Below are 17,012 nucleotides of genomic sequence, written 5' to 3' on the forward strand. Positions count from 1 at the left end.
AGCAGATTTCCGATCCATGAGCCAAGCCGAGCGGCCGCAGGAACACACGCCCCTGATGAAGCAGTTCTTCGCCGCGAAGGCGGAGCACCCGGACGTGCTGCTGTTCTTCCGCATGGGCGATTTCTACGAGCTGTTCTTCGATGACGCGCGCAAGGCCGCGCGGCTGCTGGACATCACGCTGACCCAGCGCGGCCAGTCGGCCGGCCAGCCGATCCCGATGGCCGGCGTGCCGCACCATTCGGCCGAGGGCTATCTCGCACGGCTGGTGGCGTTGGGCGAATCGGTGGCGATCTGCGAACAGATCGGCGACCCCGCGCTTGCCAAGGGCATCGTCGAACGCAAGGTGGTGCGCATCGTCACGCCGGGCACGGTGACCGACGAAGCGCTGCTCAACGAACGTCGCGACACGCTGCTGCTCGCCGTCGCGCGCGGCAAGAACGGTTATGGCATCGCGTGGGCGGACCTGGCCGGCGGCCGCTTCCTCGTCAACGAAGTGGCGAACGAAGACGCGCTGGAGGCGGAAATCGCGCGCCTGGAACCGGCCGAAACGCTCATCGCCGACGAAGACGGCTGGCAGCCGTGGATCGCCGAACGCACCGGCGTGCGTCGCCGCGCGCCGTGGCTGTTCGATGCCGACAGCGGCCGTCGCCAGCTGCTGCGCTTCTTCAACCTGCACGACCTGTCGGGCTTCGGGCTCGAGGACAAGCCGCTGTCCACCGCCGCCGCGGCCGCGCTGCTGGGTTATGTCGAGGAAACGCAGAAGCAGCGGTTGCCGCACCTGACGTCGATCGCGGTGGAATCCGGCGACGGCGCCATCGCGATGAACGCCGCCACGCGTCGTCATCTTGAGCTCGACACGCGTGTCGACGGCGACACGCGTCACACGCTGCTCGGCATCCTGGATTCGACTATCACGCCGATGGGCGGCCGCCTGCTTCGCCGATGGCTGCATCGTCCGCTGCGCGATCGCAGCGTGCTGCGCCATCGCCAGCAGGCCGTCGCGACGCTGATCGAATCGCGCTGTGGCGATACGTTGCGCGAAAGCTTCCGCGCGCTCGGCGACCTGGAACGCATCCTCTCGCGCATCGCACTGCGTAGCGCGCGTCCGCGCGATCTGTCGACGCTGCGCGATGGCCTCAACATGCTGCCCGACGTCCGCACGCTGCTCGCGCCGCTGGATTCCCCGTGCCTAGCCGAACTCGCCGCCGAACTGGGCGAACACGACGACCACGCGCACCTGCTCAAATCGGCGATCGTGCCGCAGCCGCCGGTGCTGGCGCGCGACGGTGGCATCTTCGCCGAAGGCTACGACGCGGAACTCGACGAGCTTCGTACGCTGTCGACCAACGCCGACCAGTTCCTCATCGACCTGGAAGCACGCGAGAAGGCCGCCACGGGCATCGCGACGCTGAAGGTCGGCTACAACCGTGTCCACGGTTACTACATCGAGATCAGCAAGGGCCAGTCCGACAAGGCGCCGACGCATTACACGCGGCGCCAGACGCTGACCGGCGCCGAGCGTTACATCACCGAGGAACTGAAGCAGTTCGAGGACAAGGTGCTCTCCGCGCGCGAACGCTCGCTAGCGCGCGAACGCCTGCTGTACGAACAGCTGCTCGATGCACTGAACGAGCGCCTGCAGCCGCTCAAGCGCTGCGCCGCGGCACTGGCCGAACTGGACGTACTTGCCTGTTTCGCCGAACGCGCGCAGTCGCTGGACTGGTCGCAACCGCAGCTGGTCGACGAGCCGGGCATCCGCATCGAACGTGGGCGCCATCCGGTCGTCGAGGCCGTGCGCAACGATCCGTTCGAGCCCAACGACCTGATGCTCGACGAAAGCCGACGCATGCTGGTGATCACCGGTCCGAACATGGGCGGTAAATCCACCTACATGCGGCAGAACGCGCTGATCGTACTGCTCGCGCACATCGGCAGTTTCGTGCCCGCCTCGCGCGCGGTGATCGGCCCGATCGACCGCATCCTGACGCGCATTGGTGCAGGCGATGACCTCGCGCGCGGGCAATCGACCTTCATGGTCGAAATGAGCGAGACCAGCTACATCCTGCATCACGCGACCAGCCAGTCGCTCGTGCTGATGGACGAGATCGGCCGCGGAACGTCGACGTACGACGGCCTTGCGCTGGCCGATGCGTGCGCGCGTCATCTCGCGCACCATAATCGCGCCTACACGCTGTTCGCCACGCACTACTTCGAACTCACGCGCCTGGCCGAACCGGGCAGCGGCATCGCGAACGTGCACCTGGATGCCGTCGAACACGGCGACCAGCTCGTCTTCATGCACGCGGTGAAGGACGGCCCGGCCGATCGCAGCTTCGGCCTGCAGGTCGCCGCGCTGGCCGGCCTGCCGAAGGCCGTCGTGCAGCAGGCGCGCGGTCGCCTTGCGGAACTGGAACAGCAGAGCCGCGATGCGCCCACGCCGTCGCTCGCGCCGGTGGCGTTGGATGCACCGCAGCAATTCGGCCTGTTCGCGCCCTCCTCCGCGGCGCTGGACGCACTGGCTTCGATCGATCCGGACGACCTCACGCCGAAGCAGGCGCTGGAAGCGCTGTATCGCCTCAAGGCGCTGGGCTGATCGCGAACGCACGACGCCCGCCGTCCGTCGGCGCACTGCTCTCTACCCACGCGGCGCCGGAGGGCGCCGTGTAACTTTGTGCCCTGCTCGAACGCGACGCCGACGTCCGCCCGCCGAGCGTCATTACGTTTTTGTTTTTCCGCACGCGCCGCAATAGCCGGCGCGTATCGGATCGTTCGATTCATTCGATTTCATCTGCTCGTGCAACCTCACTAAGGTGTCGCCGAGGGGTTGCACGTCACGTACCCGCGTTGCAATGCGGGAAGGCTTCGGCACGCGCTCGCCCCAGCCATCGTTGAACCTTCGCCGTTTGACGCACGACCCCAGGCCCGAACCCAGGAGAGAGCAGATGTCCCTCGAAACCAAGTGTCCTTTCAAACACACCGTCGGCGGCGGCCGCACCAATCGGGACTGGTGGCCGAACCAGCTCCGCGTCGACCTGCTCCACTACCACTCTTCCAAGTCCGACCCGATGGGCAAGGACTTCAACTACGCCGAAGAATTCAAGAAGCTCGACTACGAGGGCCTGAAGAAGGACCTCGCCGACCTGATGACCGACTCGCAGCCGTGGTGGCCGGCGGACTTCGGTCACTACGGCCCGCTCTTCATCCGCATGGCCTGGCACAGCGCGGGCACGTACCGCATCTTCGACGGCCGTGGCGGCGGCGGCCGCGGCCAGCAGCGCTTCGCACCGTTGAACAGCTGGCCGGACAACGTGAGCCTGGACAAGGCGCGTCGCCTGCTGTGGCCGATCAAGCAGAAGTACGGCCAGCAGATCTCGTGGGCCGACCTGATGATCCTTACCGGCAACGTCGCGCTGGAAACGATGGGCTTCAAGACCTTCGGTTTCGCCGGCGGTCGCGAGGACGTGTGGGAACCCGACCTGGACGTGTTCTGGGGCGAGGAGGAAGAGTGGCTCGGCGATCGCCGCTACTCGGGCGAACGCCAGCTCGACAACCCGCTGGGCGCGGTGCAGATGGGCCTGATCTACGTCAATCCCGAAGGCCCCAACGGCAATCCCGATCCGAAGGCCGCCGCTCACGACATCCGCGAGACGTTCGCGCGCATGGCGATGAACGACGAGGAGACCGTCGCGCTCATCGCAGGTGGACACACCTTCGGCAAGACGCACGGCGCGGGTGATCCGAAGAGCGTCGGCGTAGATCCGGAAGGCGATGACATCGTCGCGCAGGGCCTGGGCTGGCACAGCACGCACGGCACCGGCATCGCGGGCGATGCGATCACCAGCGGCCTGGAAGTGACCTGGACCAGTTCGCCGACGCGCTGGAGCAGCAATTTCCTGTGGAACCTGTTCGGCTACGAGTGGGAACTCACCAAGAGCCCCGGCGGCGCGCACCAGTGGCAGCCCAAGGGTGGCGCGGGCGCGAACACCGTTCCCGATGCGCACGATCCGAACAAGCGCCGCGCTCCAGCGATGCTGACCACGGACATCGCGCTGCGCGAGGATCCGGCGTACGAGAAGATCTCGCGACGTTTCCTGGAACGTCCGGACGAATTCGCCGACGCCTTTGCACGCGCGTGGTTCAAGCTCACGCATCGCGACATGGGGCCGCGTTCGCGCTACCTCGGTCCGGAAGTGCCGGCCGAGGAACTGATCTGGCAGGACCCGGTGCCGGCCGCCGAGCATCCGCTGATCGACGAAGCGGACGCGCAGGCGCTGAAGCAGAAGATCCTCGCCTCGGGTCTCACCGTGCCGGAGCTGGTGTCCACCGCGTGGGCGTCGGCGTCCACGTTCCGCGGCTCCGACAAGCGCGGCGGCGCGAACGGCGCGCGGATCCGCCTGGCGCCGCAGAAGGACTGGGAGGTCAACCAGCCCGAGCGCCTCGCCAAGGTGCTGAACGTGCTCGAAGGCATCCAGTCCGGGTTCAACAGCGGCGGCAAGAAGGTGTCGCTGGCCGATCTCATCGTGCTCGCCGGCAACGCCGGCGTCGAAAAGGGCGCGAAGGCCGCCGGTCACGACGTCACCGTGCCGTTCGCGCCGGGCCGTACCGATGCGACGCAGGAACAGACCGACGTGGCCTCCTTCGCCGTGCTCGAACCGCACGCCGATGGCTTCCGCAATTACCTCAAGTACAAGACCGGGGTGCTGGCCGAATCGCAGCTCATCGACAAGGCGCAGCTGCTCACGCTGACCGGACCGGAAATGACGGTACTCGTGGGTGGCCTGCGCGCGCTCGACGCCAACTTCGGCCAGACGCCGCACGGCGTGTTCACCGATCGTCCGGGCACGCTGTCCAACGACTTCTTCGTGAACCTGTTGAGCATGGATACGGAGTGGAAGTCGACGACGGACAACGAGGCCGTGTTCCAGGGCTTCGATCGCAAGACGGGCGAGAAGAAGTGGACCGGCACCCGCGTTGATCTCATCTTCGGCTCGCACTCGCAGTTGCGCGCCTACGGTGAGGTGTATGCAACCAAGGGCTGTGGTCGCAAGTTCGTCGACGATTTCGTCGCCGCGTGGACGAAGGTGATGAACCTCGACCGCTACGATCTGGCAGCCTGACACCCATCGCGATGGAGAGCAAAGCCCGGCGGAATTCCGCCGGGCTTTTTTTTTCGTTTCACGCCATCACGACGACTGAACGTCGCGGCGCTAGCATCAACGCCCCCACATCGAGTCGTCGCCATGAACACGCCGCTGACCAACGACCTGCTCGGCCAACTGCAGGGACAACCGCTGGCCGACATCAGCAACCAGCTCGGGCTGTCGCCTTCGCAGACGGAGAACGCCGTGTCGGCGGCCTTGCCGCTGCTGCTCGGCGCACTTGGCCGCAACGCGAGCCAACCGCAGGGTGCCGAAGCGCTGTTCGGCGCGTTGCAGCGCGATCACGCCGGGCTCGATATCGGCAGCGTCCTGGGCTCGGTACTCGGCGGTGGTGGCCAGGGCGGTTCGATCCTCGGTCACGTGCTCGGCGGTCGCCAGCAGAACGCCGCGCAGGGACTGGGCGTCGCGACGGGCCTCGGCCAGGGCCAGGCGAGTTCGCTGCTGCAGATGCTCGCACCGCTGGTGATGGCCTACCTCGCCAAGCGCATGTTCGCCGGCAACGCGGGCGGCTCCGGTCTGGCTGCATCGCCGCAACAACTGGGCGACGTGCTCGGCCAGGAGCGCCAGTCGATCGCGCAGCAGGGCGGCGTCGGCGGTTCGCTGATGGGCGCCGTGCTCGATCGCGATGGCGATGGCGATACGGACTTTTCCGATCTGATCGGACTGGCCGGATCGTTCCTCGGCGGCGGACGGCGCTGAACGTCGCGCCAAGAAACGCCTAGCGACTTACATCGCGTCGATGTCACCCAACGCGCGGATGAGACGCCGCGCGCGTTTGTCCGGCTTGGTTTCCGGTGCACGGTAGCCGGTGCGCTCGGCGACGCGCAGCGCGCGCGCCGCTTCGCGCGCCTGGCGCGAGGCCTCGGTTTCCGCATACAGCGTCTGCGCGACACTCGCCGGCCCGCGCGTGTCGCTCAGGCCGCGCACGTCGACTTCGAAGATTTCCTCGCCGCGCACGATGCGCAGCGCATCGTTCACGCGCACGGCGCGCGACGGCTTGGCGCGCTGGCCGCCGATCTCGATCTTGCCGGTGTCGATCGCGTGCTTGGCCAGCGATCGCGTCTTGAAGAAGCGTGCCGCCCACAACCACAGGTCCAGGCGAACGGAAGGCACGGAGGCATCGGGTACGTCGTTCACAGCTCGGTCCGGTGAATGCCCGGCAAAGGTGTCCCGGGCTGTAAGCAATTATCGCAGGGTCGGTGTCATCGCCGCGCGTGTCGTCGGACATGGCGCGCCGTTCTCATCGACGGTGCTACCGTGCCGCCTCTTCACGTCGCGGAAGCCCACCCTCGCATGGCGCCCACCTCGCACAACCTCACCGAAGGCCCCATCGGCCGCAACCTGTTCGCCTTCGCCCTGCCGATCCTCGCCGGCAACATCGCCCAGTCGCTGAACGGCTCGGTGAACGCGGTCTGGGTCGGCCGCTTTCTCGGCGAGGAAGCGCTGACGGCGACGGCGAACGCCAACAACATCATGTTCTTCCTGATCGGTTCGGTGTTCGGCATCGGCATGGCGGCGACGATCCTGATCGCGCAGGCGATGGGCGCGCGCGACCTGACGCAGGCGCGGCGCGTGATGGGTACCAGCGCGACGTTCTTCATCGGCCTGTCGATCGTCATCGCGGCGGGCGGCCAATGGTTTTCGCGGCACCTGCTCGCGGCGATGGGAACGCCCGAAGCCTCGCTGCACCTGGCCGAGGACTACCTGCGCGTGATCTTCCTCGCGATGCCGGCGCTGTACGCGTTCGCGTTCCTGTCGGCCGCCTTGCGCGGTGCGGGCGATGCGCGCACGCCGTTCCGCTTCCTGCTGGTCGCGGTACTGCTCGACATCGTGCTCAATCCGGTGCTGATCTTCGGCATGGGGCCGTTCCCGAAACTCGGCATCGCCGGCTCGGCGTGGGCGACGCTCGTCGCGCAGACCACCACGCTCATCGCCCTGCTCTTCTACCTGCGCCACAAGCGCCACGTGCTGTGGCTCGGCCGCCAGGACGCGCGCTACTTCCTCATCGACCGTACGATCCTGCGATCGCTCATCGTCAAGGGCGTGCCGATGGGCCTGCAGATGGTGCTGATCTCGCTGGCGATGATCGCCATGATGACGATGGTCAACCAGCACGGCACGCAGACCACCGCCGCGTATGGCGCCGCGTTGCAGCTTTGGACCTACGTGCAGATGCCGGCGATGGCGGTAGGGGCGGCGTGCTCGTCGATGGCGGCGCAGAACGTCGGCGCGCACCGCTGGGATCGCGTATCGGCGACCGCGCGCGCGGGCGTGCTGATGAACTTCCTGATGACCGGCGCCCTGATCGTGCCGCTGATCGTGTTCGATCGCTGGACGCTGTCGCTGTTCCTGCCCGACGGCAGCGACGCGCTCGAGGTCGCGCGCCATCTCAACCACATCGCGGTGTGGTCGTTCCTCTTCTTCGGCGTGACGTTCGTGGTGTCGGGCGTCGTGCGTTCGACCGGCGCGGTCGTACCGCCACTGATCATCCTGGTGATCGCGCTGTGGGGCATCCGCGTGCCGTTCGCCGATTTCATGCAGCCGCGCATCGGCGTGGATGCGATCTGGTGGAGCTTCCCGATCAGCGCCCTGTGCTCGATGGTGATGGCGCTCGCGTACTACCGCTTCGGCGGGTGGCGTAAGGCGCGGATGCTGGTGCCGGATCGCCACGAGGTCGCGTCGCCGGCAGAAGTTCCGGCAACGCCGCCCTCGCCCGTCGCCGATCCGAGTGCGGAACCGGACGACGCGCTGGCGCGTTGAGTCGTCAGATCGACACGCCGACTTCGGCCAGACGCTGGCGAAGTCGCGCGAGGTGGCTGCCGGGCCAGTAGATCTGCCCGCAGTCGCCGCATCGGCTGAGCGTGGCGCCGTGGCCGGAGAGCACGTTCGCTGGCACGTCGTTGCGCCCTTGTTTTTCGGGCTTCGGAGGCGTGGGATCGCGAATATCCGGCGGTGAAACCGGATCGCCCGTCGGCGGCGCGCGTCCGGGATCGCGGCGCTCCGGTTCGCCCGGATCGGGATCGCGGCGCTCGGGTTCACCCGGCGGCGGCTCGCGTTCGTCGGGATGGTCGCGATCGGGATCGTCTGGCGGCTGAGCCATCGACATCATGTCCAGCGCTTCAACCGTCCCGTTGCAGCGCGCGCAACGCGTGAACGGCGCGATGCGTGAGTCGAGCTGGAAACGATCCAGCACTTCGCGCAACTGGCGACGCGGGTCGGTCGCGTGCAGGAATGCACCGTGCGTGACGGCCGAACGTTTGAGCAGCCCGGTATCGCGGCTGAGCAGGATGCGATGCTGCGCGCGCGAAATGCGCTCGAGTTCGTCGTCCTCGTAATCGTTGCGATACAGCGCATCGAAGCCGAGCAGCCGCAGGTACGACGCCAGGCGCCCCAGGTGCACGTCGAGCACAAAACGCGGCTCGCGCAGCGGCGCGGGACGCAGGCGGTTGGCTTCGCCCAGCTCGAAGCGTTCGAACATCGGATACACCGCGACGCGTTCGCCGCCAGTGAGGCGATGCGAGAACGGCACGGGCTCGCCGTCGACCAGAATCAGGTCGACCTCGGTGTGCGGCACGCCGAGCGATTCGATGCGGTCCTTCACCGAGGGCGTGCCGTCGAAGGCGTGCAGGAAACTGCGCTTGCGCCGCGCGGGCGCGAGGAAATCGCCGAGTTCCTCGTAGAAGCGGAACTCGCACGTCGATTGCGGACTGCGGTGAAGCAGGCTGGCCACGTCGGAATCCGTCGCGCGATCACGCGATCGCATCGCGAACGCTACGCCGACGCGCGTGGGCATCGCGGGAAGAAGCGTTGCGCCCGGTTTCGAAGGCCGGAAACGACAACGGCCGCCCGGAGGCGGCCGTTGGATCGACGCGGGCGCTGGGCCCGTCGCGCGAGGATTACTCGGCGGACTTGGCGTCGGTCTTGGCGTAGGCGGCCAGGTCTTCCTTGATGCGCGCCTTCTTGCCCTGCAGACCACGCAGGTAGTACAGCTTGCCCGCGCGCACCTTGCCGCGACGCTTCACGTCGACCGAGGCGATGGTGGCGCTGTGGGTCTGGAACACGCGTTCGACGCCGTAGCCGTGCGAGATCTTGCGCACGGTGAACGACGAGTTCAGGCCGGCGTTCTTGATGCCGATGACCACGCCTTCATAGGCCTGGACGCGCTCACGGTTGCCTTCCTTGACCTTCACGTTGACGACGACGGTGTCGCCCTGGCTGAAGGAAGGAAGCTGGCGCTGGATCTGCTCGGCTTCGAAGGTCTGGAGGAGCGTGTGGATGGAGGGCTTGTTCATGGCTTTGGCCTGTTGGAGTCGTTGTAGCGCGAGTGCACGTGGACCCGCGTCTGGCATGGGTGGAGCGAATGGAAGCCGCGGATTATAGCGGCTTTTTTTCTTGCGTGGCTAGGGCTTACGGCGTCCCGGGGCCGTCCTGGGCGGGGTCCTGGGGCGCCTGCCCGGACCCTTCGGCCTCCAGCGCGGCCCGGTAGGCGGCCAGGAGCTTGCGGTCGGCCTTCGACAGCGCCGCCTCGTCCAGCAGGTCCGGCCGGCGCTGCCAGGTCCGGCCCAGCGACTGCATCCGGCGCCACTTGGCGATCTCGGCGTGGTTGCCCGACATCAGCACCTCGGGAACCGTGCCGAATTCATGTTCGACCGGCCGCGTGTAGTGCGGGCAGTCCAGCAGTCCGTCCTCGAAGCTGTCCTGCACAGCGGACTCGGCATCGCCCAGCACGCCCTCGCGCAGCCGGGCGACCGCGTCCACGATCACCGCCGCGGCCAGTTCGCCACCGGACAGCACGTAGTCGCCGATGGAGATTTCCTCGTCCACCTCGGCCCGGATCAGCCGCTCGTCGATGCCTTCGTAGCGTCCGCACAGCAGGATGAGGCGCTCGCGGCCGGCGAGTTCACGCACCTTGGCCTGCGTCAGCGGCGCGCCTTGCGGGCTCATGTAGACCACCTTCGCCGGCGCCGGGTCGGCTTCGCGCGCGGCGCGCAGGCTCGCGCGGAGCGGATCGACCAGCATCAACATGCCGGGACCGCCGCCGAAGGGGCGATCGTCGACGCGGCGGTAATTACCCTCGGCGTAATCGCGTGGATTGAAGCCGTGCACCGACAGCAGCCCGCGCTCGACCGCTCGCCCGACCACGCCGAACGCCGCGCATTGCGCGACGAAATCCGGAAACAGGCTGACGATGTCGATGCGCATGGCGGCTTTCAGAAGTCCGGATCCCAGTCCACCGTCACCACGCCGGCGTCGAAATCCACCGACGTGACGTACTGCGGCTGGACGAAGGGAATCATGCGTTCGCGCTCGTCGTCGCGCGCGACTAGCACGTCGTTGGCACCCGTGGAAAACAGGTGCGAGACGGTGCCGAGCGCGACGCCTTCGATCGTGACCACGCGCAGGCCTTCCAGGTCGACCCAGTAGTACTCGCCCTCGCTCGGCGGCGGGAGCGCCGACCGCGGCACGTAGATCTCGGTGCCGCGCATCGCCTCGATGGCGTCGCGATCGGTGATGTGCGGGAAGCTGGCGACGGTGAACTTGCCGCTCAGCTTGCCGCGCACGCCACGCACTTCGGTCTCGTTGCCCTGCGCGTCGCGCAGGATCCAGGGCTGGTAGCGGAAGATCGCGTCACGCGGTTCCGTCCAGGATTCGAGTTTTGCTTCGCCCCTGATGCCAAAAGCGCCGGAAATCCTGCCTAACAGGATCCGGCGCTCTTGGGATCCGGTGCGCTCCGAGGAGGCGCCCGTCATATCGATCTGGCCGCGCGCGGGGCGCGGCCCGCGGATCAGGCGGCGGTCGCGGCCTTGGCCGCTTCCTTGTACAGCACGGCGACCTTGTCGGTCAGCTGCGCGCCGTTCTTGATCCAGTGCTGCACGCGCTCGACGTTGAGCTCCACGCGCTTCTCGGCGCCCTGGGCGACCGGGTTGTAGAAGCCCACGCGCTCGATGTTGCGGCCGTCACGGGCGTTGCGGCTGTCGGTGACGATGACGTGGTAGAAGGGACGCTTCTTGGCGCCGCCGCGAGCGAGACGAATCTTGACCATGGTTCGGTAGTTCCTGTGTTGCCCAGCTGCCGGAATGGCAGGGTAAGCCCGCAAGTATAAGGCATTGATCGGGATGGGGAAACCCCGGCGCGACGGGGTCGCCCTAGGGGAATGGACCCCCGAGCGGCCTTCCCCCAGCCCCCTTGTTAGGGGGCCATTCGCGCCAAGGGCGCGAATGGGGGTAGGAAGCGCGCCGCGGGGCCCAAGGTTTGCGCAGCAAACTTTGGGGGAGTTTCCGGCGAAGCCGGAAACTCAGCGGAACGGCATCCCGCCCCGGGCACCCATCATGCCCTTCATGCCGCGCATCAGGCCCTTCATGCCGCCGCCGGCCAGCTTGGACATCATCTTTTCCATCTGCTGGTACTGCTTCATCAGCTTGTTGACGTCGGCCGGGGTCAGGCCGGCGCCCTTGGCGATGCGGGCGCGGCGGGAGCCGTTCAGCAGGCCAGGGTTGCGGCGCTCCTTCTTGGTCATCGAATTGATGATCGCGACCATGCGCGGCACCTCCTTGCCGGTGACCTGGTTCTTCACCGAGTCCGGGATCTGGCCCATGCCCGGCAGCTTGTCCATCAGGCCGTGGATGCCGCCCATGTTCTGCATCTGCTCGAGCTGGTCCTTCATGTCGTTCAGGTCGAACTTCTTGCCCTTGGCGACCTTCTCGGCGAGCTTCTGCGCCTTGTCCTTGTCGACCTGCGATTCGACCTGCTCGACCAGCGACAGCACGTCGCCCATGTCGAGGATGCGGCTGGCGATGCGGTCCGGATGGAAGACGTCCAGGCCGTCGGGCTTCTCGCCCACGCCGATGAACTTGATCGGGCGCTGGGTGATGTAGCGCACGCTCAGCGCCGCGCCGCCGCGGGCGTCGCCGTCGGTCTTGGTGAGCACCACGCCGGTCAGCGGCAGCGCCTCGCCGAAATGCTTGGCGGTGACGGCCGCGTCCTGGCCGGTCATCGAGTCGACGACGAACAGCGTTTCGACCGGATTGACCGCGGCGTGCAGCGCCTTGATCTCGGCCATCATCGCTTCGTCGATGCTGGTGCGGCCGGCGGTGTCGACCAGCAGCACGTCGACGAAGGACTTCTTCGCGTCGTCGATGGCGGCCTTCACGATCGCTTCGGGCTTCTGGTCCGCGCTCGAGGGGAAGAACAGCACGTCGACCTGCTGCGCGAGCGTCTTGAGCTGCTCGATCGCCGCCGGGCGATACACGTCGGCGGACACCACCATCACCTTCTTCTTGCGCTTTTCCTTCAGGTGCTTGGCGAGCTTGCCGACGGTGGTCGTCTTGCCCGCGCCCTGCAGGCCGGCCATCAGGATGACCGCAGGCGCCGGCACGTTGAGGTTCAGGTCGGCGGCCTGCGAACCCATGACGGCCGTCATTTCGTCGCGCACGACCTTGATCAGCGCCTGGCCCGGCGTGAGGGATTTCAGCACTTCCTGGCCGACCGCACGCACCTTGATGCGCTCGATCAGCGCCTGCACCACCGGCAGCGCGACGTCGGCCTCCAGCAGGGCGATGCGCACCTCGCGCAGCGACTCGCGGATGTTCTCCTCGGTCAGGCGGCCGCGGCCGCGCAGGCGCTCGATGGTGCCGGAAAGGCGCTGGGTCAGGGATTCGAACATGCGGACGCGACCTGGTCGAAAGCAGAAAACGGGGCGCGAAGTATAGCCTTTCGACAACTGCGACCCGGTGCGCAACCGGCCCCATGCGGTTCGTCTCGCCGCTGTGCGACACTGCCTCGATGACAATCGTTCTCATCGCCATCGCCTTGTACCTGGTCGCGACCGCCCTGCTCATCGGCGGTGTGCGGCAGGAGCCGACGCGCCCGTCGCGCCTGTGGCTGCTGCCGGCGGTGGGCGGCGTGGCGCTGCACGCGCTGGCGCACCTGCTCGCCTGGCATGCCAGCGGCGGCGCGGACATGCACTTCTACGCGGCGCTCTCGCTGGTCGCGCTGGGCATGGCGGCGCTCACCGCGCTGGTCGGCGCGGGCGGGCGGATGGCGGCCCTGGGCGTGATCGTGTTCCCGATCGCGGCGCTGGCGCTGTTCGGTTACCACCACCACGGGCACGTGCTGGGAGAGCGCCTGGACTGGCGCCTGCAGCTCCACGCGTGGATGGCGCTGCTCGCCTACGCGACGCTGGCGATCGCCGCCTTGCTGGCGGTGATGCTGTGGGCGCAGGAGCGCGCACTGCGTCGGCGCGAATTCCACCGCTGGCTGCGCGCCTTGCCCCCGCTGGTCGAACTGGAAACCCTGCTGTTCCGGACCATCGCGGTCGGGTTCGCGCTGCTCACCGCGACCTTGCTGACGGGCCTGCTGTTCGTCGAAAACCTCCTCGCCCAGCACCTGGTGCACAAGACCGTGCTCAGCGTCCTGTCGTGGCTGCTGTTCGGCGGCCTGCTGGCCGGTCGCTGGCGCTACGGCTGGCGCGGGGCGGTGGCCGTCCGCTGGACGCTTACGGCGATGGCGCTGCTGATCCTGGCCTTCTTCGGCAGCAAGTTCGTGCTCGAACTCGTCCTTCGCCGACCCGCCTGATCCCCATTCAGGCTGTTCCATTCACGGTAACGGTACGTTTCCATTGCTGAAACAATATTTGCATTGACAAATATTGCCCGGGCGAAGAAGATGCGCACCCATGTCCGCATCCCGTTCCCTCGCCCCCTGCAGTGGCTCGACGCTCGGCCTGCTTTTCCGGCAGGTCCGCGACGCCATGTGGTCGCGCATGGAGCACGAACTGGCCGCCGCCGGCCATGAGCTCACCTTCAGCCAGTACATCGCGCTGAAGAAGCTGTCCGACGGGCCGCACGGCGTCACCGACCTCGCCCGCGCCGCCGAGCTCAATCCCGGCGCCATGACCCGCCTGCTCGACAAGCTCGAAGCCCGCGGGCTTCTCGCGCGCGAAGCCGATCCGGCCGACCGCCGCGCGGTGAACATCCAGCTCACCGAAGCCGGCCGCGCGATGTGGCTGGACGTGAACCAGTGCGGCCAGCGCGTGCGCGAGCGCGCGATGCACGGCATGAGCGACGCCGAACGCGAACAGCTCACGCGGATGCTCGAACAGGTCCGCGACAACCTCTCCCTTTCCGACACCTGACCATGGCCCATTCCTTCCCTCGCCCGCTCCGCGGGCTGAAGCCCGTGTCCCTGCAGGCGACGTCGACGCTGGCGGTCGCGCTGGCGAGCGTGCTGGTTCTGGCCGGCTGCGCGAGTTCGCGCGGCCTCGCGCCGGAGGGCCAGCTGCTCGATGCCGACAGCCTGCAGACGCAGCGTTCGCTGTCCGATGCGATCGTGTCTCCGGCGGCGTTTCCCACGCAGGACTGGTGGACCTCGCTCGGCGATGCGCAGCTCGATTCGCTGATCGCCGAAGCCCTGCAGGGCACGCCGAGCCTCGCCGCCGCCGACGCGCGCGTGCGCCAGGCCGTCGCGCAGGCGGGCCTGGCCGATGCGGCGCGCAAGCCCACGCTCAGCGGCAGCGCGCAGTACGTCGGCGTGCAGCTTCCCGAAACCCTCGCGGCGCCGCCGCTCGGCGGGTCCTACACGGACATCGCCATGCTGGGCCTGACGTTCAACTACACGTTCGACCTGTGGGGCGGCGAGAAAGCCAAGTGGCTGGCCGCGGTCGGACAGACGCACGCGGCGGAAGTCGAAGCGCAGGCCGCCCGGCTGACGCTGTCGTCGAACATCGCGCGCGCCTACGTCTCGCTCGCGCAGGCGTTCGATGCGAACGACGTAGCGAAGGCGGACTTCCAGCGCGCCAGCGGGCTGCTCGACCTCGGCCGCCAGCGCGTCGCCGCCGGCCTCGACAACCAGTTGCAGATCCACAACGCCGAAAGCGCAGTGGCGAGCGCGCAGCAGCAGATCCAGGCGAGCGAACACGAGATCGAAGTCACGCGCAACGCGCTTGCCGCGCTGCTGGGCAAGGGTCCGGACCGCGGTCGCGACATTGCCCGCCCGACGATCCTGCAGGCGTCCACGCCGAGCGTGCCGTCGGTACTGCCGAGCGAGCTGCTCGGCCATCGTCCCGACGTCGTCGCGGCACGCTGGCGCGTGGAAGCCGCGCAGCACGGCATCAAGGCGAGCAAGGCCGCGTTCTATCCGAGCATCAACCTCGTCGCCTTGCCCGCACTGGCCGTGGGCGCCGGCGACCTGGGCGACATCTTCAGCGGCGATGCACTGCAATTGCTCGGCGGCGCGGCGCTGAACCTGCCGATCTTCGACGGCGGTCGCCTGCGCAACAACCTCGCCAGCAGCGATGCGAGCTACGACCTCGCCGTGGCGAACTACAACCAGTCGCTGGTCGCCGCGCTGCGCGAAGTCGCCGATGCCGTGCATTCGGCGCGCTCGCTCGATGCACAGATCGCCTCGGCGACGCAGGCGCGCGATGCCGCGCGCAGTGCGTGGGACATCGCCACGCAGCGCTACAAGGCGGGCCTGGGCACGCAGCTCGACGTACTGGCCGCGCAGCGTCCGCTGCTCGACAGCGATCGCCAGCTAACCGTGCTTCGCGCGCAGCGGCTGGCCGCTTCCATCGACCTCGACCGCGCGCTCGGCGGCGGCCTGGTCCTGACCTCCCCGACGACTTCCGAATCCGACATCGCCAAGGCCTCCACGCCATGACCACCGAACCCAATCCGAACGCGAAGGCCGCGGCGACGCCCGCGCCGCAGTCCAACGGCAAGCGCAGGAAGGCGCTGACGATCCTGGCCGCCGTGGCGGTGCTTGCCGGCATCGGCTGGACGACGTACTACCTCACCGTCGCGCGCTTCCATGAAGACACCGATGACGCGTATGTGCAGGGCAACGTGGTCAGCATCGTCCCGCAGACGCAGGGCACGGTGGTGAGCATCGACGCCGACGACGGCATGAAGGTCGAAGCCGGCCAGCCGCTCGTGCACCTGGATCCGAACGACGCGCAGGTCGCCTACGACCAGGCCGTCGCCAATCTCGCCAACACGGTGCGCCAGGTGCGCGGCCTGTACAGCGCGGTGGATGCCGGCGCCGCCGATCTCGCCGCACGGCAGGCGCAGGTCGCGCGAGCGCGCGCCGACCTGAAGCGTCGCGAAGGCCTCGTCGGCAACGGTGCGGTGTCGGCCGAGGAACTCGCCCACGCACGCAACGAACTGGCCGTGCTCGAAGCCGGCCTGCGTGCATCCAGCGGCAACCTGTCGCGCAATCGCGCGCTGGTCGACGCGACCGACGTCGGCACGCAGCCGCAGGTCGCCGCCGCCGCGTCGCAGCTGCGCCAGGCATACCTCAACCTTCAGCGCACGGCCATCGTCGCGCCGGTGTCAGGTTACGTCGCCAAGCGCCAGGTGCAGCTCGGCCAGCGCGTGCAGCCGGGCGTGAACCTGATGACGATCGTTCCGCTGGAACAGCTGTGGGTCGAGGCGAACTTCAAGGAAACGCAGCTGGCGAAGATGCGCATCGGCCAGCCGGTGAAGGTGCACGCCGACCTGTACGGCGGCGACGTCGAATACGACGGCCGGATCGCCGCGCTCGGCATGGGCACGGGCAGTGCGTTCTCGCTGCTGCCGGCGCAGAACGCCAGCGGCAACTGGATCAAGATCGTGCAGCGCGTGCCGGTGCGCATCGAAGTCGAGCCGAAGCAGCTGGCCGAACATCCGCTGCGCCTGGGCCTGAGCATGGCGGTGGACGTCACCGTGCGCGACCAGGACGGCCCGGTGCTCGCCGCGCCGCGCAAGGATGACAAGCCGCTGTTCACCACGGCCGCGTACGAGAAGCAGCTGAACGATGCCAACGCGCTGATCGACAAGGTCATCCGCGAGAACCTGCCGGGAACGCGGCACGGTTGAT

General features: G+C 67.9%; 15 protein-coding genes. 8 read left to right on the plus strand and 7 right to left on the minus strand.

Annotated features, from left to right (window positions below; translation table 11 throughout):
- The first annotated feature begins 16 nt into the window (after positions 1-16).
- The 3 genes from mutS to DX912_RS01975 all read left to right on the plus strand — a co-directional run bounded on the left by mutS (position 17) and on the right by DX912_RS01975 (position 5,858).
- The gene (mutS, locus tag DX912_RS01965) at positions 17-2,593 is read left to right on the plus strand and encodes a DNA mismatch repair protein MutS (protein WP_181902671.1); all 2,577 of its coding nucleotides are present in this window, start codon (positions 17-19) and stop codon (positions 2,591-2,593) included.
- 349 nt (positions 2,594-2,942) lie between these two features.
- Positions 2,943-5,117, plus strand: a complete 2,175-nt coding sequence (gene katG / locus DX912_RS01970) for a catalase/peroxidase HPI (RefSeq protein ID WP_115840759.1) — start codon at positions 2,943-2,945, stop codon at positions 5,115-5,117.
- A 123-nt stretch (positions 5,118-5,240) separates the two neighbouring features.
- Entirely contained in the window at positions 5,241-5,858 is a 618-nt protein-coding gene (locus DX912_RS01975) for a DUF937 domain-containing protein (RefSeq protein ID WP_115840760.1), read from the plus strand.
- A 27-nt stretch (positions 5,859-5,885) separates the two neighbouring features.
- Here DX912_RS01975 and DX912_RS01980 read toward each other — a convergent pair whose 3' ends face one another.
- Positions 5,886-6,272, minus strand: coding sequence for an RNA-binding S4 domain-containing protein (locus tag DX912_RS01980; protein WP_115841030.1), 387 nt, complete (start codon positions 6,270-6,272; stop codon positions 5,886-5,888).
- A 180-nt stretch (positions 6,273-6,452) separates the two neighbouring features.
- Here DX912_RS01980 and DX912_RS01985 point away from each other — a divergent pair, with 180 nt between their 5' ends.
- On the plus strand, positions 6,453-7,919 hold the full coding sequence (locus DX912_RS01985) for an MATE family efflux transporter (RefSeq protein ID WP_115840761.1): 1,467 nt from the start codon (positions 6,453-6,455) through the stop codon (positions 7,917-7,919).
- 4 nt (positions 7,920-7,923) lie between these two features.
- Here the strand turns inward: DX912_RS01985 and DX912_RS01995 are convergent, their stop codons facing one another.
- The 6 genes from DX912_RS01995 to ffh form a co-directional block, all read right to left on the minus strand.
- The gene (locus DX912_RS01995) at positions 7,924-8,889 is read right to left on the minus strand and encodes a Mut7-C ubiquitin/RNAse domain-containing protein (RefSeq protein ID WP_220340744.1); all 966 of its coding nucleotides are present in this window, start codon (positions 8,887-8,889) and stop codon (positions 7,924-7,926) included.
- 166 nt (positions 8,890-9,055) lie between these two features.
- Positions 9,056-9,451: a 50S ribosomal protein L19 gene (rplS, locus tag DX912_RS02000; protein WP_115840762.1), complete on the minus strand. Its 396-nt coding sequence runs from the start codon at positions 9,449-9,451 to the stop codon at positions 9,056-9,058.
- A gap of 115 nt (positions 9,452-9,566) precedes the next feature.
- Positions 9,567-10,361, minus strand: coding sequence for a tRNA (guanosine(37)-N1)-methyltransferase TrmD (trmD, locus tag DX912_RS02005; RefSeq protein ID WP_115840763.1), 795 nt, complete (start codon positions 10,359-10,361; stop codon positions 9,567-9,569).
- An 8-nt stretch (positions 10,362-10,369) separates the two neighbouring features.
- On the minus strand, positions 10,370-10,909 hold the full coding sequence (gene rimM, locus DX912_RS02010) for a ribosome maturation factor RimM (RefSeq protein ID WP_115840764.1): 540 nt from the start codon (positions 10,907-10,909) through the stop codon (positions 10,370-10,372).
- Positions 10,910-10,944: 35 nt separating this feature from the next.
- Entirely contained in the window at positions 10,945-11,202 is a 258-nt protein-coding gene (rpsP, locus tag DX912_RS02015; protein ID WP_115840765.1) for a 30S ribosomal protein S16, read from the minus strand.
- Between the two features lie 252 nt (positions 11,203-11,454).
- Positions 11,455-12,822 carry a signal recognition particle protein gene (ffh, locus tag DX912_RS02020; RefSeq protein WP_115840766.1) on the minus strand — a complete coding sequence of 456 codons (1,368 nt, stop codon included), beginning with the start codon at positions 12,820-12,822 and terminating at the stop codon, positions 11,455-11,457.
- Between the two features lie 119 nt (positions 12,823-12,941).
- Here ffh and DX912_RS02025 point away from each other — a divergent pair, with 119 nt between their 5' ends.
- The 4 genes from DX912_RS02025 to DX912_RS02040 all read left to right on the plus strand — a co-directional run bounded on the left by DX912_RS02025 (position 12,942) and on the right by DX912_RS02040 (position 17,011).
- On the plus strand, positions 12,942-13,733 hold the full coding sequence (locus DX912_RS02025) for a cytochrome C assembly family protein (protein WP_115841032.1): 792 nt from the start codon (positions 12,942-12,944) through the stop codon (positions 13,731-13,733).
- A 100-nt stretch (positions 13,734-13,833) separates the two neighbouring features.
- On the plus strand, positions 13,834-14,292 hold the full coding sequence (locus DX912_RS02030) for a MarR family winged helix-turn-helix transcriptional regulator (RefSeq protein WP_115840767.1): 459 nt from the start codon (positions 13,834-13,836) through the stop codon (positions 14,290-14,292).
- 2 nt (positions 14,293-14,294) lie between these two features.
- Positions 14,295-15,815, plus strand: coding sequence for an efflux transporter outer membrane subunit (locus DX912_RS02035; RefSeq protein WP_115840768.1), 1,521 nt, complete (start codon positions 14,295-14,297; stop codon positions 15,813-15,815).
- Positions 15,812-17,011: an HlyD/EmrA/EmrK family protein gene (locus DX912_RS02040; protein WP_115840769.1), complete on the plus strand. Its 1,200-nt coding sequence runs from the start codon at positions 15,812-15,814 to the stop codon at positions 17,009-17,011. Before DX912_RS02035 ends, DX912_RS02040 begins: the two co-directional genes overlap by 4 nt.
- Position 17,012: the final 1 nt, after the last annotated feature.

It is taken from the genome of Lysobacter soli (assembly GCF_003382285.1).
Classification (GTDB): Bacteria; Pseudomonadota; Gammaproteobacteria; order Xanthomonadales; family Xanthomonadaceae; genus Lysobacter_J; species Lysobacter_J soli.